The 26155-nt window shown below is 43.1% G+C and carries 23 protein-coding genes; 8 read left to right on the top strand and 15 right to left on the bottom strand.

The window, feature by feature from the left end; all coding sequences use genetic code 11:
• Positions 1–873 precede the first annotated feature (873 nt).
• The 5 genes from L4D78_RS01055 to gspS2 all read left to right on the top strand — a co-directional run bounded on the left by L4D78_RS01055 (position 874) and on the right by gspS2 (position 4164).
• On the top strand, positions 874–2139 hold the full coding sequence (locus L4D78_RS01055; RefSeq protein WP_428465417.1) for a dicarboxylate/amino acid:cation symporter: 1266 nt from the start codon (positions 874–876) through the stop codon (positions 2137–2139).
• Between the two features lie 192 nt (positions 2140–2331).
• Positions 2332–2868: a septation protein A gene (locus tag L4D78_RS01050; RefSeq protein WP_428465225.1), complete on the top strand. Its 537-nt coding sequence runs from the start codon at positions 2332–2334 to the stop codon at positions 2866–2868.
• Between the two features lie 14 nt (positions 2869–2882).
• Positions 2883–3281 (top strand): acyl-CoA thioester hydrolase YciA, encoded by a 399-nt coding sequence (gene yciA, locus L4D78_RS01045; protein ID WP_428455684.1) that lies wholly within the window; start codon positions 2883–2885, stop codon positions 3279–3281.
• 173 nt (positions 3282–3454) lie between these two features.
• A complete protein-coding gene (locus tag L4D78_RS01040) occupies positions 3455–3754 on the top strand; it encodes a YciI family protein (protein ID WP_428465224.1) in 300 nt (99 codons plus the stop codon).
• A gap of 20 nt (positions 3755–3774) precedes the next feature.
• Positions 3775–4164, top strand: coding sequence for a type II secretion system pilot lipoprotein GspS-beta (gene gspS2 / locus L4D78_RS01035; RefSeq protein ID WP_428465223.1), 390 nt, complete (start codon positions 3775–3777; stop codon positions 4162–4164).
• Between the two features lie 90 nt (positions 4165–4254).
• Here gspS2 and L4D78_RS01030 read toward each other — a convergent pair whose 3' ends face one another.
• The 4 genes from L4D78_RS01030 to L4D78_RS01015 all read right to left on the bottom strand — a co-directional run bounded on the left by L4D78_RS01030 (position 4255) and on the right by L4D78_RS01015 (position 7961).
• Entirely contained in the window at positions 4255–5193 is a 939-nt protein-coding gene (locus tag L4D78_RS01030) for a class I SAM-dependent methyltransferase (protein WP_428465222.1), read from the bottom strand.
• 106 nt (positions 5194–5299) lie between these two features.
• A complete protein-coding gene (locus tag L4D78_RS01025) occupies positions 5300–5506 on the bottom strand; it encodes a hypothetical protein (RefSeq protein ID WP_428465221.1) in 207 nt (68 codons plus the stop codon).
• A gap of 185 nt (positions 5507–5691) precedes the next feature.
• Positions 5692–6387 carry a TIGR01621 family pseudouridine synthase gene (locus L4D78_RS01020; protein WP_428465220.1) on the bottom strand — a complete coding sequence of 232 codons (696 nt, stop codon included), beginning with the start codon at positions 6385–6387 and terminating at the stop codon, positions 5692–5694.
• 140 nt (positions 6388–6527) lie between these two features.
• Positions 6528–7961, bottom strand: coding sequence for a sodium-dependent transporter (locus L4D78_RS01015; RefSeq protein ID WP_428465219.1), 1434 nt, complete (start codon positions 7959–7961; stop codon positions 6528–6530).
• Between the two features lie 365 nt (positions 7962–8326).
• Between L4D78_RS01015 and cls the strand changes: the two genes are divergently transcribed.
• Positions 8327–9784 carry a cardiolipin synthase gene (cls, locus tag L4D78_RS01010; RefSeq protein WP_428465218.1) on the top strand — a complete coding sequence of 486 codons (1458 nt, stop codon included), beginning with the start codon at positions 8327–8329 and terminating at the stop codon, positions 9782–9784.
• Positions 9785–9896: 112 nt separating this feature from the next.
• Here cls and L4D78_RS01005 read toward each other — a convergent pair whose 3' ends face one another.
• Genes L4D78_RS01005 through L4D78_RS00985 form a run of 5 tightly spaced genes read right to left on the bottom strand, consistent with a single transcriptional unit; the run spans position 9897 to position 14236 of the window.
• Positions 9897–10742, bottom strand: a complete 846-nt coding sequence (locus L4D78_RS01005) for a nitrilase-related carbon-nitrogen hydrolase (RefSeq protein ID WP_428465217.1) — start codon at positions 10740–10742, stop codon at positions 9897–9899.
• Positions 10743–10798: 56 nt separating this feature from the next.
• Positions 10799–11686, bottom strand: coding sequence for a glycine betaine ABC transporter substrate-binding protein (locus tag L4D78_RS01000; RefSeq protein ID WP_428465216.1), 888 nt, complete (start codon positions 11684–11686; stop codon positions 10799–10801).
• 9 nt (positions 11687–11695) lie between these two features.
• Positions 11696–12427 carry an ABC transporter permease gene (locus L4D78_RS00995; protein ID WP_428465215.1) on the bottom strand — a complete coding sequence of 244 codons (732 nt, stop codon included), beginning with the start codon at positions 12425–12427 and terminating at the stop codon, positions 11696–11698.
• A gap of 3 nt (positions 12428–12430) precedes the next feature.
• Entirely contained in the window at positions 12431–13552 is a 1122-nt protein-coding gene (locus L4D78_RS00990) for an ABC transporter ATP-binding protein (protein WP_428465214.1), read from the bottom strand.
• 27 nt (positions 13553–13579) lie between these two features.
• Complete coding sequence (locus tag L4D78_RS00985; protein ID WP_428465213.1) at positions 13580–14236, bottom strand: ABC transporter permease; 657 nt, start codon at positions 14234–14236, stop codon at positions 13580–13582.
• 329 nt (positions 14237–14565) lie between these two features.
• On the opposite strand from L4D78_RS00985, the gene L4D78_RS00980 reads away from it, so the two are divergent.
• Both L4D78_RS00980 and L4D78_RS00975 read left to right on the top strand, forming a co-directional pair.
• Entirely contained in the window at positions 14566–15057 is a 492-nt protein-coding gene (locus L4D78_RS00980) for a putative pterin-binding protein (protein ID WP_428465212.1), read from the top strand.
• Between the two features lie 11 nt (positions 15058–15068).
• A complete protein-coding gene (locus L4D78_RS00975; protein WP_428465211.1) occupies positions 15069–16199 on the top strand; it encodes a diguanylate cyclase domain-containing protein in 1131 nt (376 codons plus the stop codon).
• A gap of 61 nt (positions 16200–16260) precedes the next feature.
• Here the strand turns inward: L4D78_RS00975 and yiaY are convergent, their stop codons facing one another.
• From yiaY to nirB, 6 genes are all read right to left on the bottom strand, one after another.
• Positions 16261–17409 (bottom strand): L-threonine dehydrogenase, encoded by a 1149-nt coding sequence (gene yiaY, locus L4D78_RS00970; RefSeq protein WP_428465210.1) that lies wholly within the window; start codon positions 17407–17409, stop codon positions 16261–16263.
• Positions 17410–17759: 350 nt separating this feature from the next.
• A complete protein-coding gene (locus L4D78_RS00965; RefSeq protein ID WP_428465209.1) occupies positions 17760–19268 on the bottom strand; it encodes a lytic polysaccharide monooxygenase in 1509 nt (502 codons plus the stop codon).
• Positions 19269–19660: 392 nt separating this feature from the next.
• On the bottom strand, positions 19661–21415 hold the full coding sequence (locus tag L4D78_RS00960; RefSeq protein WP_428465208.1) for a bifunctional protein-serine/threonine kinase/phosphatase: 1755 nt from the start codon (positions 21413–21415) through the stop codon (positions 19661–19663).
• A 31-nt stretch (positions 21416–21446) separates the two neighbouring features.
• Complete coding sequence (locus L4D78_RS00955) at positions 21447–22922, bottom strand: NarK family nitrate/nitrite MFS transporter (RefSeq protein ID WP_428455702.1); 1476 nt, start codon at positions 22920–22922, stop codon at positions 21447–21449.
• A 296-nt stretch (positions 22923–23218) separates the two neighbouring features.
• A complete protein-coding gene (gene nirD / locus L4D78_RS00950) occupies positions 23219–23545 on the bottom strand; it encodes a nitrite reductase small subunit NirD (RefSeq protein ID WP_428465416.1) in 327 nt (108 codons plus the stop codon).
• 7 nt (positions 23546–23552) lie between these two features.
• The gene (nirB, locus tag L4D78_RS00945) at positions 23553–26150 is read right to left on the bottom strand and encodes a nitrite reductase large subunit NirB (protein ID WP_428465415.1); all 2598 of its coding nucleotides are present in this window, start codon (positions 26148–26150) and stop codon (positions 23553–23555) included.
• Positions 26151–26155 lie beyond the last annotated feature (5 nt).

The following is a 26155-nucleotide window of genomic DNA, read 5'->3' as shown; positions in this document are numbered from 1 at the left end:
TTTAACCATCGCGCTAGATATTAAATCTACGGCGATAATTTCAGCCTGAACAGTTATAACACCGAGAAATCAAACAAAACTATAAATAGAAAAGTAATTCACGTTTATTACCCGGTTCCGTTTTGGCATGCGGTGAATTATAGGGAGAGCATTCATTACAGACAATTAATTAACTCTTATCGAGGTGATAAGCGTTACTTAAAACCTAACCATCGAAATGAAATTTACACCTTTAAACACTTAAACCATTGATGTGAAATGATTAAATATACCCCGCAATAAATAAAGAAACATTTACCCAGCTTAATAAAAAACAAAAAAACAATTTATTTAAATTACAACCACTAATCACCCAACAAACTTAACCCTAAAGGGCTAGGTTAATTAATCGCAACAGAAAACATCGTGACTACTATTAAAGATGATTGGATACTAAACGCGAAATAAAATTCGACTAATTATCTAGACATAGACATGAGCAGTTAGAAACAACCGTAATGAATATCAYTAATATTTTATTTATAGTTGTCACGTTACGTTATATAAATTGGTTTCATTCTTATTTTGTTTTCACTTTATAAGTTAGTTAAAAATACACATATCTATATTATTATGTGTACTTCTGCTTTTCGGCCTAGTCATGAGCTCTACAGCTTAACCAACAACGTTCAAAAACACATGAGCACTTTGTTAACTAAACTATACGATTGAAGCCAAAAATTAGCCTTGATCATTGAAATAACAGGTTTAACAAACAAACATTGATAATTATTCTGTTTACATGTAAAAACACTTTCGCAACAGAATCAAACAAGAATGCTTTATAATTACTAGAAAAATGCAGCTGCAAACAAACATTAATAATATGCAAAACTGAGGTATCTAACGGTGTTACAAGAAAAAGGATTGTTCGGCAATATCGGCGTACAGGTCGTTATTGCTATGTGTGTGGGGACACTCGTTGGGGCAACGATGGGGCCATCAGCTAGCATCTTTGCACCTCTCGGCAGTATATTTATCCATCTGATAAAGATGCTGGTTATTCCACTTGTTGCCGTAGCAATCATTTCTGGTTCGGCGAGCCTTGGGAGTAGCCACTCCGCAGGAAAAGTCGGTTTAGCGACATTGGGCTTTTTTGGCTTAACCTCCGCTGTTGCCGTCTCATTAGCTCTCTTTTTAGGTGAGATCTTTGAACCCGGCGTCGGTGTTAACCTCGCGGGTGTTGAAGGTATGTTCTCCAATATTTATGCAAATAAGGGAGACTTACCGACTTTTTGGGCGACCCTGTTGGGGATGATCCCAACCAATATTTTTCAATCATTGAACGAGGGCAACATTATACAAATCCTTGTATTTTGCATGTTCTTTGGTATTGCACTATCCAAGATTGAAAAGAAACGTCGCGACCCTGTGCTTAACGGGGTGAATACCGTTGTGGATGCCATGGTTTGGATGATCAATGTGGTCATGAAGGTTGCGCCACTTGGTGTATTCGGCCTGATGGCAGATGCGGTTGGTTCATTCGGCTTCGATGCGCTAATGGTCGTATTCAAACTCTTTATGGTATACCTCATCGCCATTTTGATTTATGGCTTTATCTTCTATCCAGCTTTAATCAAAGTTTTTAGTAATACATCACCAATAACGTTCTTATCGGTCATGAAAAAGCCACAGGCTGTCGCCTTATCGACAGCTTCATCGATGGCAACCCTGCCTGTCACCATGGAAGTGTGTGAAGAAGAGCTCGGCGTTAAAAACTCAACGGCATCGTTTGTCTTACCGCTTGGCGCAACCATTAACATGAGCGGTAATGCCATTTACTATGGGCTCGTGGCTATCTTTTTTGCCCAAATATTTAATATTGATCTAAGCATGAGTGCCTACATCGCCATCATTATCACCTCTACATTAGGAGCAGTGGGTCAAGCAGGTGTACCCGGCCCATCATTCCTTGTGGTTGCGGTGCTGCTGGCAGCAGGCATACCGATTGAGGGCTTACCACTATTATTTGCACTTGACCGTATTTTTGATATGACTCGAACGGCACTCAATATCACGGGTGATGCGGCTTGCGCCGTTATTGTCGACAATATGACAAATGTCGATGAAACACCTCAATCAAACGATAGTAAGGCGTAAAGCACCTATCGGGGACTGGTAAACACCAATCACACCACAAGCAAAGGCTGCAGACACGCAGCCTTTATTTTTACGGGTTACCAAAGATGATGATACGCGCTGTTAGGGCTAATCTTCGTCGAATCAATAAACGCCCCAAAAAGATATGCGCTTGGTATACTAAGTGCTCACCAGTATCAGGATACCCAGTACATGAAGCAGCTGATTGAATTTATTCCACTCGTTCTTTTTTTCATTTTGTATAAGACCCACGATATCTATGTTGCAACAGGAGCGCTTATTGTCGCCACCGCGGTGCAAGTCGCCTTAACATGGTTTCTATACAAAAAAGTGGAAAAAATGCAGGTGATCACTTTTCTGATGGTTGCCGTATTTGGCGGGTTGACTATCTTTCTTCATGATGAAAATTTCATTAAGTGGAAAGTCACCATTGTTTATGCCATTTTTGCTTTTGGCCTCATAATTAGTCAATTGATAGGTAAGCCACTGATAAGGGGGATGTTAGGGAAAGAAATCACCTTACCCGAATTTGCTTGGCGACGAATAAATACAGCATGGGCACTGTTTTTTATTGTTTGTGCCATTGTGAATGTCTATATTGCTTTCCGCTTACCGCTCGATGTATGGGTTAATTTCAAAGTATTTGGTCTTTTAGCACTAACTTTGATTTTCACCCTTGCGACTGGCGGCTATATTTACCACCATATGCCTAAAGACGATTCAGAATAGTACAGAGCCGTAACATGACATCAAAAAATAATATTCCACGCGGGCAACTATTGCTTCGCACTCTTGCAATGCCAGCTGATACCAATGCCAACGGTGATATTTTTGGTGGCTGGCTTATGTCTCAATTAGACCTTGCTGGCGGTATCCTCGCTAAAGAGATCTCCGGCGGACGTATCGTGACGGTTTCCGTTTCAAGTATCACATTTAAAAAGCCCGTCAAAGTTGGCGATGTTGTATGTTGCTACGGCGAATGTACCAAGATCGGTAATAGCTCGATGAGTATCGATCTAGAAGTATGGGTGAAGCCCGTCAAAGAAGAAGCGATCGAAGACCGCTTTATGGTCTGCGATGCAACATTCAACTATGTTGCTATCGACAGCGACGGTCGCCCACGTCCAGTCAAAAAAGTATAAAAATAAGACCCGACGAGAAATACGTTCGTATAGAACAGTGCAAAGTTCCGCAAAAAAGCCCTAACAACTAGTTAGGGCTTTTTTTTTCCTTTAAGATAACCTTTTAACGCCAGCCATAAGTGCTTGGGTCATTCGAACTTCTGCCTATTGGTCATATAAGGAGATAGCAATTCATGTGGTACGTCATTTTTTCTCAAGATGTTGAAAACAGCCTAGAACGTCGCTTAAGTGTTCGCGACAAACACCTTGAGCGCCTAAAAGCATTACAAGAACAAGGTCGATTGCTCGTTGCCGGTCCAATGCCAGCTATCGATAGCGAGAACCCAGGAGAAGCAGGCTTCACAGGCTCAACGGTTATCGCTGAATTTCATTCCCTAGAAGATGCGCAAGCTTGGGCTGACGCTGATCCTTATATTGAAGCTGGTGTTTATGACAATGTTATTGTTAAACCCTTCAAGAAAGTGCTGCCATAGCAGCCATAGAGACACACATTATGCTTAAACAAACGATGGCATGCTTAACCCTACTTCTGATGGTAGGTTGTGCTTCAAACGCTCAAGACGATGCAATAAAAGCACTCGCTGACAGCCGTGCGGCTGCAATTAATAATCGTGCGCCTTACGATATGATTGATGAATATAAAATCATGAAGGCTCAAGCTCGAGACAAGATGGTTGAAATTACGATCTTATACGGCGGTGGCGGCAAAACACCGCCAACTCAAGCCGCAAAGAATGCCGCTATAAGCTATTGCAATAGTGAAGAGCTCAGCCCACTCGTTAATGAAGGCGTTAATTATAACATCGTGATCATGGACATGCGTGGTCGCACTATGGCCCAGGAAGTTGTCCACAGTGAATTCTGCACTGAAATGGCTAATTAATACACTCTGTGCTTCCTAATACCAAAACGCCCAACGGCAAAGCTGGGCGTTTTAATTTACGCTAATTCAAACAACATAGTGGCTACCCTGCTACTGACGATTGAATATCAACACTTTCAATCCACCTTCAGGATCGATGTCTTTAAATTCAGGTGGATTCTCAAGACGCTGTTCAAAAATGAGTTCAGGGGCTTCTGCTGCCATCCCTTCTATTAAAAAGTTCGACGATACTGAAGGATCGTTGACACAAGCAACAACCTGACCATTTTCAGTCAATAATTCAGGCAAACGACGCAGAATTCTTTGGTAATCTTTTGTTAGGGCAAAGCTACCTTTCTGGAAAGATGGTGGATCGATAATAATCATGTCGTAAGGACCAAGCTTTCGAACTTTACCCCATGATTTAAATAGCTCATGACCAAGAAAGCTGACTTTTTTCAAATCATGGTTATTCAGGTGATGATTATCTCTGCCACGCGTCAACGCCGCTTTTGCCATATCAAGGTTAACAACGTGCTCGGCGCCACCTTCAATTGCCGCGACTGAAAAACCGCAAGTATACGCGAACAAGTTAAGAACGCGTTTTCCCTGAGCATGCTCCATTACCCAATCACGGCCATAACGCATATCAAGGAATAATCCGTTATTTTGCTTACGCCCTAAATCCAACTTGAAGGTTAAACCGTTTTCAACCACATTTTGGTATTCACGATCTTCACCCCACAATAGCTCCATGGGTGAGCCTTGACGATCACGATGTTGGAGCAACAGCGATTGCGCACCACTTTGTCGCCAAATATCAGTCGTTGTTATGGAATTCAGTCGTTGATGTAGTTCAACAAGAAACGCTTCAGAGGGCTCTTTGAATAATGAGACCAACACTTGACCTGTCAGCCAATCAACCGTTAGCTGTTCCAGCCCCGGCCAACAACGGCCACGACCATGAAATAATCGGCGTACTTCAGACGGCGGGGAAGTAAGTTCATCAAGCAGGTGTTGTTCTAGGGTAGTTAGCGCACTTGTTTCCATAACTCTACGACATGAATTGAAATAAGGGCGCTATTCTATACTCAGAGACCTCAAGATGCTCGTTTCAACAAAAATTAATTCGAGTTTAAGTCTTTGGAAAGGAGGTTTAAGCGACGAATTTTAAGTCTTCTTCCTGCTGCCGGCACTGAGCAAGAACGACATACTCTGCATTCATGCGTACTTGTCGCTGGCGAAGAGTACGTTTTTTATTGATCTGTCGATTACGACGAAATGATGCCAGCCCCCAAAAGCGAGTTTTATTCTTTTTTTTCTTGAGTCGCATACGGAGTGAAATAGAGCGGGTAAGGCGCATTTTTTGATTCTCGGTCTAGGGAGGTCCTAGACCGATATTATATGTGATCTTCATCAATAGTGTAATTGCGATCGGTCAATTAAGCGGCAATCAAACCAGATTTAATGTCATTAAATATCCACTTCAGCTAAATAAGCCATGTAAGAGGGTATTTCTACACATCAAAACCACATAATTTGGTTACTTTACGACCTTTTTATTTTGCTTGGTATTACTGGCCAATCAAGAGCCCAAGGTTCAGACCATTGCTGCAAAGTTTGCACTGTCTCATCAATACTCCACAACTCACCCGCCGTTGGAGCGCAAATAAATTGCCACAGCTCCCCCTGATATGGAAAACGTAGCGCATAGGCATGTAAATAACCGCGATCTAAAGGTTCGCAACCGTAAATACCGTCCCCTGCAATGCCGGAGCCAATACTTTTTAGTGCCACACGAATTTGATGCGTTTTCCCTGTATAGGGTTTGCACAAAAATAATCGTCGGCCGTTACCTGCTGCAGTCGAGAAAAATTGAGTAACCGCAGGATTTTCTGTACTCGATTCCAACTTCCAGCTACTTCGACGTGAACGGCTCATATCACCAATAATAATGCCTTGCTTTTTCTTCGGTTTTTTAGTCCCAATCGCGACATAATATTTTTCCACATCACGATTGGCGAAATTGGCAGACAATATAGCTGCAGCTTGCTTATTTCGACCGAGTAGCAACAAACCAGAGGTCATCTTATCTAAACGATGCACGAGATAAAGCTGCTCATCCCCACTCTGGTTAGCCACTTCTTGCAACAGCATGGTATCGCCGTCATCTTTATGAACAGAAACGTTAGGATGCTTATTAATGACTAGATAGTCGGGGTGAGTATGAAGGATATCGAACATAACAATCTGGCTCCGATTTTGGAGCAAGAAGTATACCGATTATTGTTTTTAAAGCCAGCGAGGGGCGTAGTATAAAAACAAAAAAGCGAGAACCTTTATGGTTCTCGCTTTACTATTTAACGGTATTGCTTGTAACTGGTTTACAGCTTCTTAGAAATTAATCCGCCGATACCGATAATCGCCAAGCCCAGCACCATAATTTCACCTTTACCGCTGTCAAAACCGGCTTTCACACCTGCAATAGCAACGATAGCGATAGCGAAAGGAATCACGTATTTAACTAGGTTGTACCATAGGCCAAACAGTGGGAATTTAATTTCACCGTCGTTAGTGATCTCTTTTTCTAGCTCACTACGGCTCAGACGCCAGCCAGCAAAGATACAAACTAACATACCGCCCACGGCTAGGAAGATCTTATCAGTCAGCAAATCGAAGACATCAAAGGCGCCAGTATCGAATAACTGTGGTCCCGTACCGCCAAGAGACAGTGATGCGAACACACACAATACAGCCATTACCGCACTTGCAGAGAATACCGCCGTAGGACGTTTCATGCCTTTTTCGTCAATCAGGTATGAAACTACAACTTCAAGTAAAGAAACTGAAGATGTCAGAGCAGCAACACTTAGTGCAATAAAGAACAGTAGCGCAAGTAACAGACCAACAATACCGCCCATTTCAGCAAATAGCTGAGGAACGACAACGAAGATTAGGCCTGGGCCTGCTGCTGGTTCCATGTTGAAAGCGAACATCGCTGGGAACATCGCTAGACCGGCAAGCAGCGCAACACCAGTATCCATCGCTGTTACCATCGCCGTCGTTTGAACTAAGTTCTCTTTCTTCTTCAGGTAGCTACCGTATGTGATCATACAACCCATACCTAGACTTAGTGAGAAGAAAGCCTGACCTAGCGCAGCCAATACAACGCTGCTGTCTACTTTAGAAAAATCTGGTTTAAATAGGAATTCTAGGCCAGCCGATGCACCAGGAAGAGTAAGGCCTTTGATTGCAACCAAGATCAGGATAGCAAACAGTAGAGGCATCAGGATTTTACCTGCTTTCTCGATACCGCCTGAAATACCCTTAATTACAACAAGAATGTTGAATACAAGGTATAAGCCCATCCACATCAAAGGTTGAACGGGGTTAGAGATAAAGCTGCCAAAGCTATCACCAATTGCTTCAGGTGTGCTTAATAGACCAGACGAAATTTTATAGATGTATGCGATTGCCCAGCCACCAACGACCGGATAGAAGCCCATAATAAGCAGGCCGCTGACAACACCAATCACCCCGACGAATGACCAGCGACGATCCGTTGATTTAAAAGCACCTACTGCGGAAAGGCCTGTTTTACGGCCCACGGCAAATTCAGTCAGCATAACGCTGAAACCGATAAAGATAACGAACAATAGATAGATAAAGACAAAAGCACCACCACCACTCTCACCAGCTGTGTATGGGAACTTCCAGATGTTACCTAGACCTACTGCGGATCCTGCCGCGGCCATTACGAAGCCTAATCTTGACCCCCAATTCTCACGGGGTGCTGTGGTTGTATTACTATTCGCCACGTTCTCTCCAAAATATTCTGTTGTGTGTGCTTGAGATAGGCGTCAATTATGTTTTGTAAACTTTAGTGTACACTTATAAAATGTGTTTTTGACGCTCTATAGGTAGCAAGTAAAACAGGTTGCGATTAGAATGTGAAGGCCATGATCATACTTTTTGATCATTAACTGCTTTTTTTCCACTTTTATCATCACATCGCTTATTTTTTGCACGTTCGCATTAAGTTCCTGTTACATATGTCATACATATCAGCATAAATTTCTTTACGATGTTCAATGATCTTTCTCTGCTTTACGCGTTATTTCGCTGGTATTCCTACCGTTTCAATGCAGAATAGGTAATAACAAAACTCAAAAAAATCATTTAAATGGAACAGTTTTACCAAGTACTTACCTGGGTCGGTGTTTTCTTCTATTGGCTAATGATTGCTGCGGTCACGATGCGTGTTGTCTTTAAACGCCGCGTCGTAGGGGTATCATTGGCTTGGCTTATGATTATCTACATCATTCCTGTGGGTGGTGTTATGGCTTATTTGTTATTTGGCGAACTGAATCTCGGAAAAAAACGAGCAGAACGTTCAAAAGACATGTTCCAACCCTTTGCAGACTGGTTTCAGCGTCTTAATGACTGTTCTGGACACCAACCGCATTTAATGAGCGAGCACGCTAGGCCAATCAACGATCTTTGTGAAAACCGTTTAGGTATTCCAGCATTAAGTGGGAACACACTGTCACTACAAGACTCCCCACAAAAGATCCTTCGTTCTTTCATTGATGATATCAACCAGGCTAAGTCCTCCATCGATATGGAGTTTTATATCTGGCACCCAGGAGGGTTAGCCGACGAGGTTGCAACAGCGCTTGTTCTAGCCGCTAGGCGTGGTGTGAACGTAAAGATCTTATTAGATGCAGCAGGCAGCTCCCGTTTTTTCCGCTCGCATTGGCCCAAGCTAATGCGGCACGCAGGAATTGATATCACTGCTGCTCTGGCTGTAAGCCCCTTAAGGATGTTTTTTCGCCGATTGGATTTACGCCAGCACCGTAAAATTGTCGTTATCGATAGCACCATTGGTTATACCGGTTCGATGAACCTCGTTGATCCTGCTTTTTTTAAAACAGATGCGGGTGTGGGTCAATGGGTTGATGTAATGGTAAGAGTAACTGGGCCAACGGTATCAGTCATGAACTGTATACAGGCATGGGACTGGGAAGTAGAAACGGGTGATCGTTACTTACCTTCCCAACCTGAGTGTACATTGCCGAGCACCAATGAAAATATCGATATGATTCAAGTCATACCATCAGGTCCTGGAATGCCTGATGAAATCATCCACCAAGTCTTGCTACTGAGTATTTATCAAGCGAAAGAAAGTGTTGTTATTACAACCCCCTACTTCGTGCCGAGCGAAAACCTACTTCACGCGTTGAAAGGTGCAGCTGAGCGCGGTGTGATAGTCGATATCATTATTCCTGATAAAAATGACTCAATTATGGTGGAATGGGCAAGTCGATCATTCTTTACTGAGCTATTAACGGCAGGGGTCAATATTCATCGTTTTCATGGTGGGTTACTGCATACAAAATCCGTTGTCATAGATCGGAACCATTGTTTGATTGGTACCGTTAACCTCGATATGCGTAGCCTATGGCTTAATTTTGAAGTAACACTTGCGGTTGATAATCCGGAGTTTACCCAACAATTAAATTGGCTCCAGCAAGAATATATTAAAGATTCGTCATTAGTGAATAAAGATGAATGGGAAAAGCGGCATATTACCAATAAATTAATTGAACAATTCTTTTATATGTTTAGCCCATTATTATAAATTCTGAGCCAGTTTTAAGCACGGTGATACTAGTGATACATCATTTCACTTGTATCACCGCTTTATCAAAGTCATAAGTGAAGCATCATACTAGCGATATAAGCCGCTAACATTACTTTCCAATTCGCTTCGCTAACAAATCAAGCATTAACCTTGAATCTGCATCTCGAATTGTTGGTAATTGGAACCGAGCTATCCGTGTATCTTCCAGCTTCAAATTCGCAGTAATTAATACCTCTTCAGATCCCGCCTCAGCCACGCAGTTGCCAAGTGCATCCATAATACGAGAGCCGCCCCAAAACTGACTATTCCCTTCACGGGCGCAGCTATTGGCCATCAATAAAGGCACACCATAGGTCATTGAGATGAAATCAGTGTTTGTCTTCCAGCCCTGTGGGTTTGAAAACTCATCAGAAACAATATCGGCTGCTGAATTAACTGGGGCAAGCATAATTGCAGGCTTATCTAACATCGCAAGATGAGGCAGCGCTGGGTTCCATAGATCCGCGCAAATCAGTGTATGCATCGGCCAACCATTAATGGGTTCGCACATCGTTAGATCTTGGCCTTTGCTATACCATTTAGCTTCTTCTAATCCGCCATAGTTAGGTAGGTTTATCTTGCGATGCACATGCAACGGTTGTTCATTCTTAATCAACGCCTGTGCATTATAGAATTCACCAGCGGCCGCTTCTTCAACAAAACCAACACTCACAACCATATTACCAGCAACTGCAGCGAGTTCATTAAACAGTACATCAGTCACTGGCATGGCAACCTCAAGGGTTTGCTCTTTCAAGCTATATCCTGTTAGTGATAGCTCAGGAAACAACAATAGCTCAACGCCTTGTGCATGAGCCTGTTTAATATAGCTAAGGTGCTTTTCTCGGTTCGCTGCAACATCGCCTAGCACAGGGGCAATTTGTGCGATACCAACCTTTAATTCACTTTTTATCATCTTGTTACCATTAAAAAGGCCAGCGAATGCTGGCCTTTTATTAATTTAGGCTCTTGTTACAACAAATTATTCTGCTGTAAAAATTCACGAGAGGCACGCTCAATCGATACACCATCAACATCAACCGTTGCGTTTAATGACGACATAATTTCATCGTCCATTAACGCAGATAGTACGTTAAGCTGTTCAGCAAGCTGAGGGTGCTTATCTAGCGTATCCTGACGTACAACAGGTGTTAACGCATAATTAGGGAAATGATTACGGTCATCTTTCAGAACATAAAAATCAAACGCTTTAACACGCCCATCGGTCGCAAACACCATCGAGATATCAACAACGTTCTGTGAGAGAGCTTGGTAAACTAACCCTGAATTCATCTTGCGCAAGTTATGGCGAGGCAGAGTAAAGTTATACGCTTCTAGCAATGACTTCAAACCATCTGGGCGAGCCGAGAATTCAATATTCGTTGCCAGCTGAGCATCTTGACCATCTTCGGTTCGAAGCCAGTCCATCATGTCGGTAATTGATTCAATGCCCTTTTCTTTGGCAAAATCCTTACGCATTGCAAGTGCGTAGGTATTATTCGCCAATGATGGGTTCAACCACACTAAGCCCACTTTCTTATCGAGCTCTTTTACACGCTGGTAAGTTTCTGCTGGCGTCAGCTTATCAACCACCTTATTAAAGGTCACCAAACCTGTACCGGTGTACTCCCAGTACAAATCAATTTGGCCGTTTAGTTGCGCTGTACGTAAAACAGTTGAACCCATGCCATCACGCTGATCGACGTCATAACCCAAATTCGACAAGTACTGCGCCGTCATTGAAGACATAATCAACTGCTCGGTATAACCCTTACCGCCAACAACCAGCTTGCCAGCTGCCATGGCTGATGCAGAGCTGAGCAATGCAACGGTAGCCAATAAAGAAATAATGCGTTTCATTGTTGCCTCTTACTTACGATTAGGGTTAACGCCTTTACTGACGACAAAGTAAGTCAGCATGCCCAGAAGAATATCCGCAATCAGTGCTAACACTGCGGTTGGAATCGCACCAGCAAGCATCATTGGCGTATCATACAAGTCGATACCCGCAAAAATCAGTTCGCCTAAGCCTGTACCACCAATCTGGAACGCCAATGGCACTGTACCGATATTAATCGCAATTGCAGTACGCACACCTGCCATGATCACATACATCGCATTGGGCAACTCAACTTTCATCAGCTGCTGCCAAGGTGTAAGGCCGATCCCTGTTGCCGCCTCTTTAAGGTGCGCAGGAACCGAAAGTAAACCCGTATAGGTATTACGTAAAATAGGTAAAACCGATGCAAACGCTAACGCGAAAACGGCAGGCTTATCACCTATACCTAAAAAGCTCATCGATAGTGCTAATACAGCGAGCGTCGGTACTGTTGTACCCACGTTAAAAATCTGCATCACAATATCTGCAATCTTACGGCAAGACGGACGACTTAAAATCACCCCGACCGGAATACCAATCATCACCGCAATAGAGCCTGAAATCAGGGTTAGCTTGATGTGGTGACCAGATAGGTAAACAATTTCATCCCAGTAATAGATAAATTGTTCAATAAACCCAGAGGACTGTGCCCAAACCCCAAGTGTAAAGACCGTCAGCATCAGTAAAGCATTGATGTAAGGGCTTAGATTAATCGACTTCATCCCTTACCCCTTCGTTCGGAAACTTGCTCCCAGGTGGTGTGTAATACCACGCTGTGAAATTTCACCACACAGGCGACCCTGCTCATCAACCACTGCTAACCAGCTAATATCATGTGCGAACATTTTCGAAACGACTGCACGTAAATCCTGTTCTTGCTTCATCAGAATTGGCAAGCCATTAAAGTGATCGCTACACAAACCACGCTGGCTCATCGCAACAGATTTGGTGATCACACCCACAGGCTGATGTTGGTTGTTAACCATCACAATCATGCCATGGCCGTACTCTTCCATACGCTGCTTAGCGACTTCAAGATTATCGCTTGGCATAACAGTCGGCACATGGCTTTCCATCACCTCACCTGCGGTAGAAAGCTGTAGGCGCTTAAGGGTACGATCGGTACCCACAAAGTCAGCGACAAAGTCAGTTGCAGGGTGAGCAAGCAATTGATCGGGGCTTGAATATTGCTCTAGCTGACCATCGCGGAAAATGGCAATTTTATTCGCCATTTTCACCGCTTCATCAATATCGTGTGATACGAACATGATGGTTTTCTTCAGCTCTTTGTTCATTTTCAGGAATTCTTCCTGAATGACTTCACGGTTGATTGGGTCAATAGCACCAAAAGGTTCATCCATCAAAAGGACTGGTGCATCTGCCGCTAGCGCACGTACCACACCCACACGCTGTTGCTGCCCGCCCGAAAGTTCATTCGGGTAACGCTTCATGAAAGCGTTCGGATCTAGCGCAACCATATCGAGCAAATCTTTAGCACGCTGAGTACAACGTTTTGCGTCCCACCCCATTAGTTTCGGGATAAGGGCAATATTTTCTTCAATCGTCATGTTCGGGAACAAGCCGATTTGCTGGATAACATAACCAATATTACGGCGCAGCGTAACTGTATCGATACCTGTCGTATCTTCACCGTTGATCAAAACTCGGCCCGATGTTGGCGTCACCAAACGGTTAATCATTTTTAGTGTTGTTGTCTTGCCACAACCAGAAGGGCCAAGTAATACACAGATCTCGCCAGTTGGAACTTCCATATTGATATGGTCGGCAGCCGTCACCACGCCCTGTGGTGTTTCGAAAATTTTTGTCAGGTTCTCAAGTTGGATCATGAAAACACCCTCTTAATTCGTAATACTTTAGCCGTGAACAACGACGCCTTTCGGTGTGAATTTCTTCTGGATTTTAGCCAGAACAGTGTCAGCAAAAATGGCTAACAGGCTGACGGTGACCGCACCAACAATCAACTGACGCGGATCAGACTGGCTGATACCACGAGCGATGAATGTACCTAAGCCACCAGCACCGATATAAGTTGCAATGGCCATTACACCAATGTTCATCACAACCGCCATACGAACACCCGCCATAATGACAGGAATAGCTAGCGGAATTTCAACAAGGCGTAAACGCTGCATATTGGTTAAACCAATGCCACGAGCGGCTTCACGTAATGCCGGGTCAACGTTAGTAATCGCGGTATAAGTGTTACGAATAATGGGTAGCTGCGAATACAATAAAACTGCAATAACTGCAGGTAAATAGCCGATCCCTTGGCCGATAATTGACAGCACGGGGATCATGATCCCAAACAATGCGATAGATGGAATCGTAATAATAATGGACGCAACATACAGCACGATATTTGCTGCACGTTGATTCTGGGTGATTGCAATACCAATAGGCACGCCAGTTAGCATCGCTAAGCCAACAGCTAAGCTAACCAATGACAAGTGCTCTACAGTACGAGAGACAATGACATCCCAGTTGTCCAGAACGAAATTGAAAATTTCCAATTTTCACTCCTGGATTATTGAGTTAAACACAGATTGTTTTCAGGCAGTCTCTATCACAAAGCTCAAGAGACATAGATACAACCAAGGGTTGTTAATAACAGGGAAACCCTGACAGACATGACGTAAGCCATGAGTATCATTCAACGCAAAACGATTTATAGAATGACAAAAGAAGGGGCGATTCTAGTGAGTAACTGGATCGACCTCAAGGTTTTTCAACTTTTATTTTGATCTACCCCCTTAAATCTTGACTTTTTTAGCCGTATTCGACTGCTGTCGTTCTATAAACAACTACACTAATATAAAAACAAATAAATGAGGCTTTTAAGATGCTGGCAACACAACTAGGACGTGTTACATTTTTAATGTCACTTTTGTTTTTTCCCTTATTATCACTAGCTTACGCGCCACCACTGACATTGTCAGGTGCAACAACATCTGGTGAGAAAATATCGATTACGCTTGAGCGCAGTAAACTAGAGTCTTTGCCGCAAAGTAGCCTATCTACTCGTTTGCCTTGGTTTGAAGGTACAGCTGAATTTGAAGGTGTACTGCTATCAGATTTACTTAACACATATTCCCTGAGCTATAAAACCATTACAGTAACAGCATTAAATGATTATCAAGTTGATGTTTCTCAGCAATATCTTGATGAATTTAACCCTCTTATAGCCATCAAAAAAAATGGGAAATATCTAAAAGTTAGAAATTATGGCCCTTATTGGTTAGTCGCATCAATTGATGCTTATCCGGAGCTAGCCCAAACAGAGCACTTGGGGAAAATGGTATGGCAAATAGAATTTATTGAAACTAAGCAGTAATTATTAAAATAATGCTAACTAAAAAAAAGTCTATCAGGGCAGTATTTTTTCTCGTCATCCCACTTCTGATGTTCAGTATTATCGCGGCAATAGGGTCGCTAAAGCACACATCTAACATTATTGCTAAAAGCCAAAACGAAGCTATTTGGTATGTGCTTCAACTGTCTAAAGAATATGCAGAGTTTAACTATCAGCTACGTAGCTATCAGTCGCAACATAGTGACTATAACGATATGATGTTGCAATATGAAATTCTATGGAGTCGGTTTAAAACCATACTCATTAATTCAGAGATCATCCATTTACACTCCTTCAGTGGTGCACAACAAGAGTTGATCGAGCACTATCGTTTTATCCAATCCATAGAAAACGATTTATTAAATTTACCTACCACCCAAAATATACAGCCAATCTTAAATACGGTTCGTCATGATTACGACGATTTAGTTATCTTTCTTAATCACAAGTTTCGACTTTCAAGTGGCGAATTAGCGAATCAAGTTAACGCCGTCGATAAAATGGAAATATTAATTCGCTACCTATTCATTGCAACACTGCTATTTGGCATTATGATTGTTTTTATCCTTTATCGCGATTCGCGCCTTCACCACAAATTGGCAATGAATGACTCGTTAACGGGCGTACATAATCGCTTATGGCTCAATAATAAATTAATTAGCCTAACCGAAAGTAAGACTCCGTTTACTTTTTACCTTATCGATCTAGATGGTTTTAAACAAATTAATGATACGTTAGGGCATCAAGCGGGTGACGACTTATTGATAGAAATTGCAACCCGATTAACAAAGCTACACGGAAGAGACTTTAAAGTTGCTCGCATGGGAGGCGATGAGTTTGCTGTAATAGAGCTATGTCAGCCTAAAGTAGGGAAACAGTCGTGTATTAGCACACAACTAATTAATATATTCAAACAGCCTGCCTACTATGCTGGTAAGGAGCACACTATCTCTGCCAGTATTGGTGCCAGTGAGTATCCAACTACAGCGCAAACAATCCCCACTCTATTACAGCAAGCTGATTTTGCTATGTACGAAGTAAAACAACAGGGAAAAAATGGCTTGCTGTATTTTACTCATAAAGCCAAACAGAAATTAAACGATCAGCTTCAATCTAACCATTAAAAAGCGGCATTTAAGCCGCTTATTCATGTACCAACGTTACTTTCAATCTCAGGCTATTTCATTACAACGCAGCAGAAAAAATACCCGAAATCTCTTCATGCGTTGCTTGTTTAGGGTTGGTAAAACCACATGCATCTTTTAATGCATTATCAGCAAGAATGGTAATATCTTCAGCTTTCGCACCCAGCTCGGATAAGCCAGCCGGAATACCAACGTCTTTTGATAGTACCTGAATGGCTTCCAATGCTGCTTCTGCACCTTGCTCTGGCGTCATGCCCTCAACGTTAACACCCATGGCCTTTGCCACATCACTTAGGCGCTCAGGGCAAACTTGTGCATTGTAACGTTGAACATGTGGCAGCAATACGGCATTACATACACCATGCGGCAAGTCATAAAAACCACCTAACTGGTGTGCCATAGCATGAACATAACCGAGTGAGGCATTGTTAAATGCCATGCCCGCCATAAACTGGGCATAGGCCATTTGCTCACGCGCTTCAATGTTCTGGCCATCATTAACTGCCGTACGTAGGTGAGCCTGAATAAGCTCAATGGCTTTAATTGCCACCGCATCGGTAATCGGCGTCGCCGCTGTAGACACATAAGCTTCAATCGCATGAGTCAATGCATCCATACCTGTAGCTGCTGTTAGAGATGCCGGTTTAGCTAGCATCAATTCTGGATCGTTCACCGACATTAGCGGCGTGGTATTTTTGTCCACTATCGCCATTTTAATATGACGCGCTTCATCGGTAATAATACAAAAACGCGTCATTTCTGATGCAGTACCTGCAGTGGTGTTAATAGCAATCAACGGCAACTGAGGTTTTGCTGACTGATCAACACCTTCATAATCAGCAATCTTGCCACCATTTGAAGCGACTAGCGCAATACCTTTGGCGCAATCATGTGGAGAACCGCCACCCAGCGAGATAACAAAGTCGCACTGACCTTCTTGCAACAGTGCCAAGCCTGATTCAACGTTACCTATGGTTGGGTTTGGTTGTGTCCCATCAAAAACAACAGAGTCAACATTTCGCTCAGAAAGCAAATCGGCAACTTGTTTCACCATACCAATTTGGCTAAGCACTTTATCCGTTACAATCAGTGCCTTCTTAAAACCATGTGCCTGTATAGCATCAACAGCTTCTGTTAGGCAGCCTGCCCCCATTAGGTTTACTGTTGGGATAAAAAATGCACTACTCATGATAATTTCTCCATATCTATCAAATACTAATTACTTTAACCCTCTTATCAAATTTGATGACAAACGGGTTACCTGTAATCAGTCTCTTTTCTGCTTCTCGCTATGATCTAACACTGCTATCTTGTGCAGCAATTTGATCTTGCTCAATCTATGTTTTTCTCTGCGGCATTGATAAGAAGTAATTTGAGCGCGATCAAGTAATCAACACGTTGAGTATCTAAATTGTCTACCAGAGGAAACATTAAGTTTCATCTAGACAATAAACCCTATTGAGAAGTGTGAGATGGCAGGCATAAAAAAACGCTGGACTATGCCAGCGCTTTCAATGTCTTAGTAAATTAAGCTACGACTTATTGCTTGATCCAAGCATCCTGCCAAGCAGAACCAAAACCCGGCTCATAGTGAGCAGCTGAATCGATATTACACCAACCACCCTCAGGGAATGGACGACACTCGTAAGTGCTACCATCACGGCCTAATACCACTGTTTCACCGGGTACATAACTACCGATCCCTTCTGGGTATTCGAAATCATAGTCACCACCACCTGAAGACTCTTTAATGGTGATCGACTGAGCAGTTATCACTTCATGCTCTGTGCTGCCTTCAGCAGCAGCTGTTACTTCAACAGTAAAGCTACCGAGCTGTGTTGTGAGAACACTAAGCACAATATTACCATTATCAACAGTATCTGTTGCTGATGTAACTTGTTGACCATTGCTATCTAGCAAGTTCATATTGATGCTGTAATGGCCTTCAGAACTAACCGTCGCATCAATCAATGTTTTACCATCACTGCCTTGCGTATATTCTGACTTCAGGCCCGTAACTTCAACTGGTGCAGGTTCAATAACATCACCGTCACGTATATCTAGCGCATATCGATAGTCAGGGTTGGTTACATATACTTTATTAGCATAGAGATCGGACTGATCATAAGTGATCATTCCTGACTGCTGCTCAATACCCACTTGAGTAATTGTTTTATGTTGCTCATTAATCAGCTGAGCAAGCTCATATGACCAAGCATGAATATCTTGATTTTGAGCGGTTATCGGCAACTTCTCTTCAACAATTTCAGAACCATTTTCATTGAAAATACGATACAGGATATGATCGCCGACATCAGCGACTAAACCTTGCTGAACATAAGAGCCTAACTCGCTCCATTCAGGTGGCGGCGCATCACCTTCAAATTTAATATCACTACAGTTATAGAAACCTTCACCGCCACCATCAGTTCGTTGCCAGCGAGTAAATAACGTTGCTTCGCCTGTGCGGCCTGCTGGCATGGTGATATCCATAAGGTAGAAATCATCACTTCCGATACGTACCTTTTCTATATTGCCGTACTCGGCAATCAGCTCAACATCATCCCAACCTAAACGGCTGTAAGCGGCATTATAAGATGGCTTAGATAAATAGATTTCCCAATAGCTTGGGTTATGCGGCGCGGTCGCCAAAAACTTCATTTGGATCGTTTCACCCGCTTTTAACGTTGTGCGCTGCCAATCTGCAGAAGCCACACCGATACCACTTTTCTTAGCGTCTGCGCCATAGCAAAGTTGGCCATCTGGCACGACGGCTTTAACTGCATTCTCATCACCGTGATTCATGACAATCGCTGCGTATTCATTTTTTTGTACAAATGGGTAAGTGCCTGACTCTAGGAATGTGGCGCGACACGCCGCATTAGGGATCCCAGAACCATCTGTTGGCCAGTCATACCCACCGTCTTCATAACAAAACATTTGACGTGCTTTAGGGAAATCGGTCCAACCATGTGCACTTACCTGAAATGACGTAATGGCAGCCATTACCGTTGCTGCACCAACTGACAAAGGTATTATTTTTTTCATTGTAAACTTCCATAATTATTGTAAGGAAGTCAACTGCCCGCAGGAAAGGCTAACCACTGCTTTTCCAGTATCTACTAATAGTTGGTTTATAGGTAACTCAATCATCCAATGATCGCATTACTATAAACATGCATTTATTATCGACTTTACTAGACATAGACGTTCAGCTGACGCCTATATTTATAGGCATTATTTTGCATTGCACAAAACAATCAGAATATATATGGAAGGATGATCTCAATTATTTTTAGTTAATTAATAAGTTATATGCATTAATGAAAGTGGCCATGACTAATTAACATAAATTAATATAAATATTTCATAAAATCAGACAGTGGATAGATATATCGACCTTTTTATTCCGAACGATAAACTTTATAAAAGCATCTACTCTACAGATAAAGTTGGATTGCAATAATGACGGTTAAAATCACACAAATAACTTTCCAAAACAAGACCGGATCTTTTTTTATCAGGGGCAAATTAGCACCGTCTAATAATAGACTCTCACAGGGAGTAGAAAGTTCAAACTCTAATTCAGTAAAAGCCTGATAGCGGTGCGTATCCTCAGGGTGGCACCCCTTTTGGACAACGAGATCAAGCCAAGGTGGTAAATCATCCCGATATACCTTCAGTGACGTATACGTTATTTTTTTATTAATACCTTTCTTAGGTTCAGCAACAGGGAATACATTATAGGGGTACTTCCCAGTTAACATTTCATAGGTTATAACCACAAGCGAAAACATATCTGCTTTAAATGTCGCTTTTCGGGTAGCCAAACATTCAGGGGATATATATTTCAAATCACCAACGGGTAACTCCTCTTTTATTGGTGAACCTATTTCATTAAGTCCGTCAACTTGAGCTGCACCAAAATCAATAATTGTTATTTTATTTTTTCCATTAATGATTATATTTTCTGGCTTAAGATCACGGTGTACAATACCATTTCGCTGAAGCACTCGTAACGATTTTATAATTTCACTCACAATCACCCTTACTTTATCTAGTTCAGGTGTTGGGTTGTCATACATCCACTGCCTTAAGGTCCTTCCTTCTATATATTCACAAACGTGATATAAGAAAGAGGATGACCTTGAATGAGGGTGTATTTTCATCACACTTGAATGTTGTATTTGCTCACCAATCCAACCTTCACGAACAAATGCTTGTAAATATTGATAATCATCCTCACAGTTTATTGATGGTGTCTTTAGTACGTATGATTTACCGTCAAATAAGCTGCTAGCAAGATAAACATGACTACGTGTACCGCTATGAAGCACACGTATAATTTCGTATTGATCAATACGATTACCCACCTCCATAACAGGAGGTATCGCCCTTTTGGTCAGATCGGTAATGGTTTCTTGCAGACTCATCGTTGGCAAGTCATCAATCCGTAATAATAAACAGCTCACATTATCGGTACTACCTGCTACCAGTGCCTGTTCTATCACATCCTCAGCAAGTCGCTCTGGATCTACCCTATTTTTCCCACCAGAGATCGCCGCCACAAGTTGGGTATCCGACAACCAGTCATGCACCCCGTCAGTAGTCATCAACAACCAATCTCCCTGCTCTAACTTAAGCTGCTGGAAATCAACTTCAAGGTGGTTATCCATCCCTAACGCTCGGGTAAGAAAGCGGCGAGTACCTATATGCCGCCGACAGTGATCTTGGGTTACTTGAACAAAACGTCCCGCGCGATAATGGTAGATCCGGCTATCACCAACATGGGCGATATGTGCCGTATTCGATTTGATCACCACAGCTGAAAATGTGGTGATCAAACCATTGTGGGTGAGTTGATGCTGATCGCCATGGGCAAATAACCACAGATTGAGTGCATTCAGTACTTTGGCAACAGTATGCCTAACCCCCCACGTAGTGGGAGCAGCATAATAGTCGTCAATAAACTGAGTCACTGCCGTATGGCTCGCCTGCTGACCATAGTCACTGCAGCTGACACCATCAGCAATGCAGGCAACAACGCCCTTATGTTTCAGCTCCGCCTGCCGTTTGGGGATGCTGACAGCAAATGCATCTTGGTTGGTCGCCCTAACACCAGCAACAGATTTGCCCCCCATCTGTACCTGCAAAACAGGCACCGTTGCTGCCAACTTACTTTCAGTGACTGACATAACTCCCCCCCCTCTCTACATATACTCAGGCCTAGCTCTTAGCGACATCAATCATAGTGACGCTACCGTCATCATTTACCTCGGCAATTTGCCCTCTAGGCTCTTCCATCATCAATAAGGTGATGAAGCCCACCACAGCTGTAGCCGCTATCACATAGAAAAAGGTGCTGTAATCCACCAATGAGAGAATCGTCAGGTAACAAACTGCTCCAACATTGCCATATGCCCCTGTCATACCTGCAATCTGTCCCGTCATACGGCGCTTAATCAACGGTACCGTTGCAAAAACGGCACCTTCCCCTGCCTGTACAAAAAACGAACAAGCCATCGCGGCAAGTACAGCCAACCAAACCGGCCAACTACTCTCTACCTGCCCCATAAGGAAGTAACCAACAGCTAAACCTGCGGTTAAAATCAACAGCGTTGGTTTTCGACCAAACTTATCTGAAATCCAACCGCCGCCAGGGCGAGACATCAAGTTCATAAAGGCATAGGCAGAAGCAACCATTCCGGCCATTACTGGGGTTAATTCAAAGGTATCTGAGAAGAACAGTGGCAACATTGAAATAACCGCTAGTTCAGAGCCAAATGTCGCAAAATAGAGCACATTTAACACAGCAACCTGCTTAAATTTATAACGGTGGATTTCTGGTACCGGTTTTTCAAAGACATGTTTATTAACTTTCCAAACCTGCGTGACTTCATACAGGTACACCACAGCCAGCGCTATATTAATCCCCGCCACCATACTCTCTTCAAGCATACCAACACCGCTTGGCGATAGTTTCCAAGCCAATAAAGCCAATGCGCCATACATCGGTAGCTTCATGATTAGAAGTAAGAAGAAATCACCTTTTGATGTCACTTCCATCGCGGTCAGGTTCTTCGGCTTGAAGTAGGTCGCACCTTTCGGGGTATCGGTTACATTGGCATAAAAGACAAAGGCAAAGCCAAGACTCATTACACCAGTGATTGCCATGGCATATCGCCAACCATCCTCGCCACCAAACATCAGTGCGACTGTCGGCAGGGTAAACGCTGCTGCCGCAGAGCCAAAATTACCCCATCCACCATAGATACCTTCAGCAGTGCCTAACTCATTATGGGGAAACCATTCAGAAACCAAACGTATACCAACAACAAAGCCTGCCCCAATGAAGCCCAAAGCAAATCGTGCAATTGCTGCTTGTACAAAATTGTCGGCAAACGCAAATACAAAGCAAGGTATCGAGCTGATAGCCAGTAAGGTGGCGTAAACAATACGTGGGCCATATTTATCCGTTAGCATGCCTATCACCACCCGAGCAGGTATCGTGAAAGCAACGTTAAGAATTAATAACGTCTTAATTTCAGCCGTTGTAAGACCCAGTGACTCCTTTACCGCTTGTAGCAAAGGTGCAAAGTTAAACCAAACGAAAAAAGTAATAAAAAAAGCAAACCAACTAAGGTGAAGAATTTTCATCTTCCCCTTAAATGAAAAAATATTGAACGAACCAGTTGATGACATTTTATGTATCCTTATATCATAATCTAACCTGTTCAATGCACTCATCATGCCACATTAACAACACACGTAAAAACAACCAGTTAAAGTGATAATTTGAGAGTATTCCGAGTAAAACACAGATAACAGCTTGGTAATGATGCAATCACGCACCAAAGTAGACCAAAATCGCAAGATAGCCACAAAGTGGTATGTGTTTTTATTTAACTATCATACTGATTTACAAGTCGAATATTCATCAGAAATAAAAAAGCATGGCACAAGCCATGCTTCATATAACAAACAACCAAATACTATCATTATTGACTTAGCTGGACATCTCCATCAAAACACCTTACTGCATAGGTTTTTAAAACCACCTCTGGCGCTTCAATGCATTTTCCGGTGAGTAAACTAAAATGCTGTTTGTACAACGGAGAAGCAACAACTGTCTCTTCACCCAATGAGCCGATCATCCCCCTTGAAAGCACATTGGCGCCACCAATAGGATCGTAATTATCAACGGCATACAACGACTCTGTTCGCTTACAATAAAAAATAGCCACCTGCTTATTATCGACTAACGCGCAGACGCCAGTATTCTTAACTAGATCTTCTTTTCGACACACGGTTTGCCACTGTTCCATCATTACCTCACACTGACTTTTCTGTAATATCAACAATTTCGATTCGCTGGCCGTTCGTAACGGTAATGTCTGCAGGGCGCCGCTGACCACGTTCGAGCTCATAGGCCAAGTCCTGATCGGGATATTCGCTATTAATAAAATGGCTAAATCGTTTGAGTTTTTCAGGAGAGGCCAAGGTTGTTTGCCACTCACACTGGTACTGGCTAATGTTATAAGCCATATCGGTTTCTAGCTCTTTTGCCAGTCCAAGTTTGTCGTCAATAACCACCTGCTTAAGGTAGTCCAACCCGCCTTCAAGGTTTTCGAGCCACACCGATGTACGCTGCAAGCGATCAGCCGTACGAATGTAAAACATCAATAGTCGATCAACATAAGCGAGCAAGGTGGCAGAATCTAAATCGCTAGCAAATAAATCAGCATGGCGCGGCCGCATACCACCGTTACCGCAAACATACAGGTTCCAGCCATTTTCAGTGGCGATAACCCCGATGTCTTTCGACTGAGCTTCAGCACACTCTCGTGTACAGCCCGACACCGCAAACTTGAGTTTATGAGGGGCGCGTAACCCTTTGTAGCGATTTTCTAGCTCAATCGCGAAGCCAACACTGTCAGCGACACCGTATCGACACCATGTACTGCCGACACAAGACTTCACCGTACGGACCGATTTGCCATAGGCATGGCCTGTCTCGAAGCCAGCATCAACCAACTTCGACCAAATCAATGGTAACTCATGCAGTTGAGCCCCAAAAAGGTCGACCCGTTGACCACCTGTTATCTTGGTGTATAAATCAAATTCTTTCGCTACCTCCCCCAGTACAATCAAGCTATCAGGCGTGATTTCACCGCCGGGAATACGAGGCACCACCGAGTAAGTACCATCTTTTTGCATATTGCCGAGATAAATATCATTGGTATCTTGCAGCTCAAGGTGGGCATCATTTAGCACGTAGTCATTCCAGAATGACGCCAATATCGAACCAACTGCTGGCTTACACACATCACAACCCAACCCTGTGCCGTGGCTATCTAACAATGCATCAAAGGTTTTAATTTGTTTAATTCGAACAATATCAGCCAGCTCCTGACGCGAATATTCGAAATGTTCACAAAGGTGATTGCTGACACTCACTCCCATTGAAGCAAGCTCTGCATCCATGATCTGCTTTGCAAAGGCCGCACAGCCACCACAACCAGAGGACGCCTTGGTCACTGATTTCAGATCAGCCATGGTCTGGCAACCACCGGCAACAGCCTCTCGGATTTGTCCTTTGGTCACATCGTAACAAGAACATACCGAGGCAGTATCAGGAAGTGCCTCAACACCCGCACCGCTTGAGCTCGCGTCTTCACCCGCTAATTGTGGCAATATCAGCACTGCTGGATTCTCAGGCAACGGCATATCATTTAGTTTTATTTGCAGTAGTTGATCATAACTTTCAACATCGCCCACCAGCACCGCACCAATAATTTTATCGCCTTCGGGGGAGATTATAAGACGTTTATAAACTTGCTCTATTTCGTCACTAAAAGTGTAAGACTGCGCACCTTCCGTTGAACCTTGCGCATCACCGATACTAGCAACGTCGACACCAAGTAGTTTTAATTTGGTGCTCATATCAGCCCCTTTAAAACCACCCTCTGCTTTATCAAGGCAAAACTGCTGTGCCACGACTTTTGCCATTTGGTAACCCGGAGCCACTAAACCAAAAATTCGGTTTTGCCATAATGCACACTCGCCAATGGCATAAATATCTTCAACGCTTGTTTGGCATTGGTTGTCGATAACAATGCCGCCACGCTCTCCCACTTCGATACCTGACTGACGAGCCAATGCATCTTGTGGCCGGATCCCTGCAGAAAAGACCACCATATCGGTTTCAAGTGACGTACCATCAGCAAAGCTCATGCGATAACGGCAACTTTCACCAGCAACAATTTCTGTTGTGGCCTTTTCGGTGTGAACCGAGACTCCTAAGTCTTCGATTTTCCTAGCAAGTAAAGCCCCACCTCCTTGATCAAGTTGCACCGCCATCAGCCTTGGTGCAAACTCCACGACATGGGTTTCGAGTCCCATGCATTTCAGTGCATTTGCCGCTTCCAATCCGAGTAGCCCTCCACCAATTACCACACCAACTTGGCTTTGGTTACCTGATACCTCTATCGCTTCGAGATCATCAATAGTGCGGTAGACATGGCAATGTGTTTGGTCATTACCCGGTATTGGAGGGACAAATGGGTATGATCCCGTAGCTAAAATCAGCTTGTCGTAAGGCTCTTCACGTCCGCTTGCCGTCACAACCAGCTTCTTGTGGTGATCAACCTGCGTAACACATTCATTCAAAACATAATTAATACCGTGCTGCTGGTAATAATCCTCATCAGTCAGCGCCAAGTCCTGTGCAGACTTACCACTGAAATAGTGACTTAACTGTACCCTGTCATAGGCCAATCTTGATTCTTCTGAAAAGGTAATTATCTGATATTGGCCATCGCTATCATGTACCAACATATCTTCTATAAATTTGTGGCCAACCATGCCATTGCCGACGACGACTATTCGCTGTTTCGCTGACAAACATTTTTCATGTTGTTGTTTACTCATCATGC

Source organism: Photobacterium minamisatsumaniensis (genome assembly GCF_050336695.1).
Taxonomy (GTDB): Bacteria; Pseudomonadota; Gammaproteobacteria; order Enterobacterales; family Vibrionaceae; genus Photobacterium; species Photobacterium minamisatsumaniensis.
Note: the sequence above shows the minus strand (reverse complement) of the source record. Positions and strands in the feature narration are given on the sequence as shown.

Excerpts from the sequence above, each read along its gene's own strand:
- L4D78_RS01050 (WP_428465225.1), top strand. The coding sequence starts at position 2,332 with ATGAAGCAGCTGATTGAATTTATTCCACTCGTTCTTTTTTTCATTTTG.
- yciA (WP_428455684.1), top strand. The coding sequence starts at position 2,883 with ATGACATCAAAAAATAATATTCCACGCGGGCAACTATTGCTTCGCACT.
- L4D78_RS01040 (WP_428465224.1), top strand. The coding sequence starts at position 3,455 with ATGTGGTACGTCATTTTTTCTCAAGATGTTGAAAACAGCCTAGAACGT.
- gspS2 (WP_428465223.1), top strand. The coding sequence starts at position 3,775 with ATGCTTAAACAAACGATGGCATGCTTAACCCTACTTCTGATGGTAGGT.
- L4D78_RS01030 (WP_428465222.1), bottom strand. The coding sequence starts at position 5,193 with ATGGAAACAAGTGCGCTAACTACCCTAGAACAACACCTGCTTGATGAA.
- L4D78_RS01025 (WP_428465221.1), bottom strand. The coding sequence starts at position 5,506 with ATGCGCCTTACCCGCTCTATTTCACTCCGTATGCGACTCAAGAAAAAA.
- L4D78_RS01020 (WP_428465220.1), bottom strand. The coding sequence starts at position 6,387 with ATGTTCGATATCCTTCATACTCACCCCGACTATCTAGTCATTAATAAG.
- cls (WP_428465218.1), top strand. The coding sequence starts at position 8,327 with ATGGAACAGTTTTACCAAGTACTTACCTGGGTCGGTGTTTTCTTCTAT.
- L4D78_RS01005 (WP_428465217.1), bottom strand. The coding sequence starts at position 10,742 with ATGATAAAAAGTGAATTAAAGGTTGGTATCGCACAAATTGCCCCTGTG.
- L4D78_RS01000 (WP_428465216.1), bottom strand. The coding sequence starts at position 11,686 with ATGAAACGCATTATTTCTTTATTGGCTACCGTTGCATTGCTCAGCTCT.
- L4D78_RS00995 (WP_428465215.1), bottom strand. The coding sequence starts at position 12,427 with ATGAAGTCGATTAATCTAAGCCCTTACATCAATGCTTTACTGATGCTG.
- L4D78_RS00990 (WP_428465214.1), bottom strand. The coding sequence starts at position 13,552 with ATGATCCAACTTGAGAACCTGACAAAAATTTTCGAAACACCACAGGGC.
- L4D78_RS00980 (WP_428465212.1), top strand. The coding sequence starts at position 14,566 with ATGCTGGCAACACAACTAGGACGTGTTACATTTTTAATGTCACTTTTG.
- L4D78_RS00975 (WP_428465211.1), top strand. The coding sequence starts at position 15,069 with ATGCTAACTAAAAAAAAGTCTATCAGGGCAGTATTTTTTCTCGTCATC.
- yiaY (WP_428465210.1), bottom strand. The coding sequence starts at position 17,409 with ATGAGTAGTGCATTTTTTATCCCAACAGTAAACCTAATGGGGGCAGGC.
- L4D78_RS00965 (WP_428465209.1), bottom strand. The coding sequence starts at position 19,268 with ATGAAAAAAATAATACCTTTGTCAGTTGGTGCAGCAACGGTAATGGCT.
- L4D78_RS00960 (WP_428465208.1), bottom strand. The coding sequence starts at position 21,415 with ATGTCAGTCACTGAAAGTAAGTTGGCAGCAACGGTGCCTGTTTTGCAG.
- L4D78_RS00955 (WP_428455702.1), bottom strand. The coding sequence starts at position 22,922 with ATGTCATCAACTGGTTCGTTCAATATTTTTTCATTTAAGGGGAAGATG.
- nirD (WP_428465416.1), bottom strand. The coding sequence starts at position 23,545 with ATGGAACAGTGGCAAACCGTGTGTCGAAAAGAAGATCTAGTTAAGAAT.
- nirB (WP_428465415.1), bottom strand. The coding sequence starts at position 26,150 with ATGAGTAAACAACAACATGAAAAATGTTTGTCAGCGAAACAGCGAATA.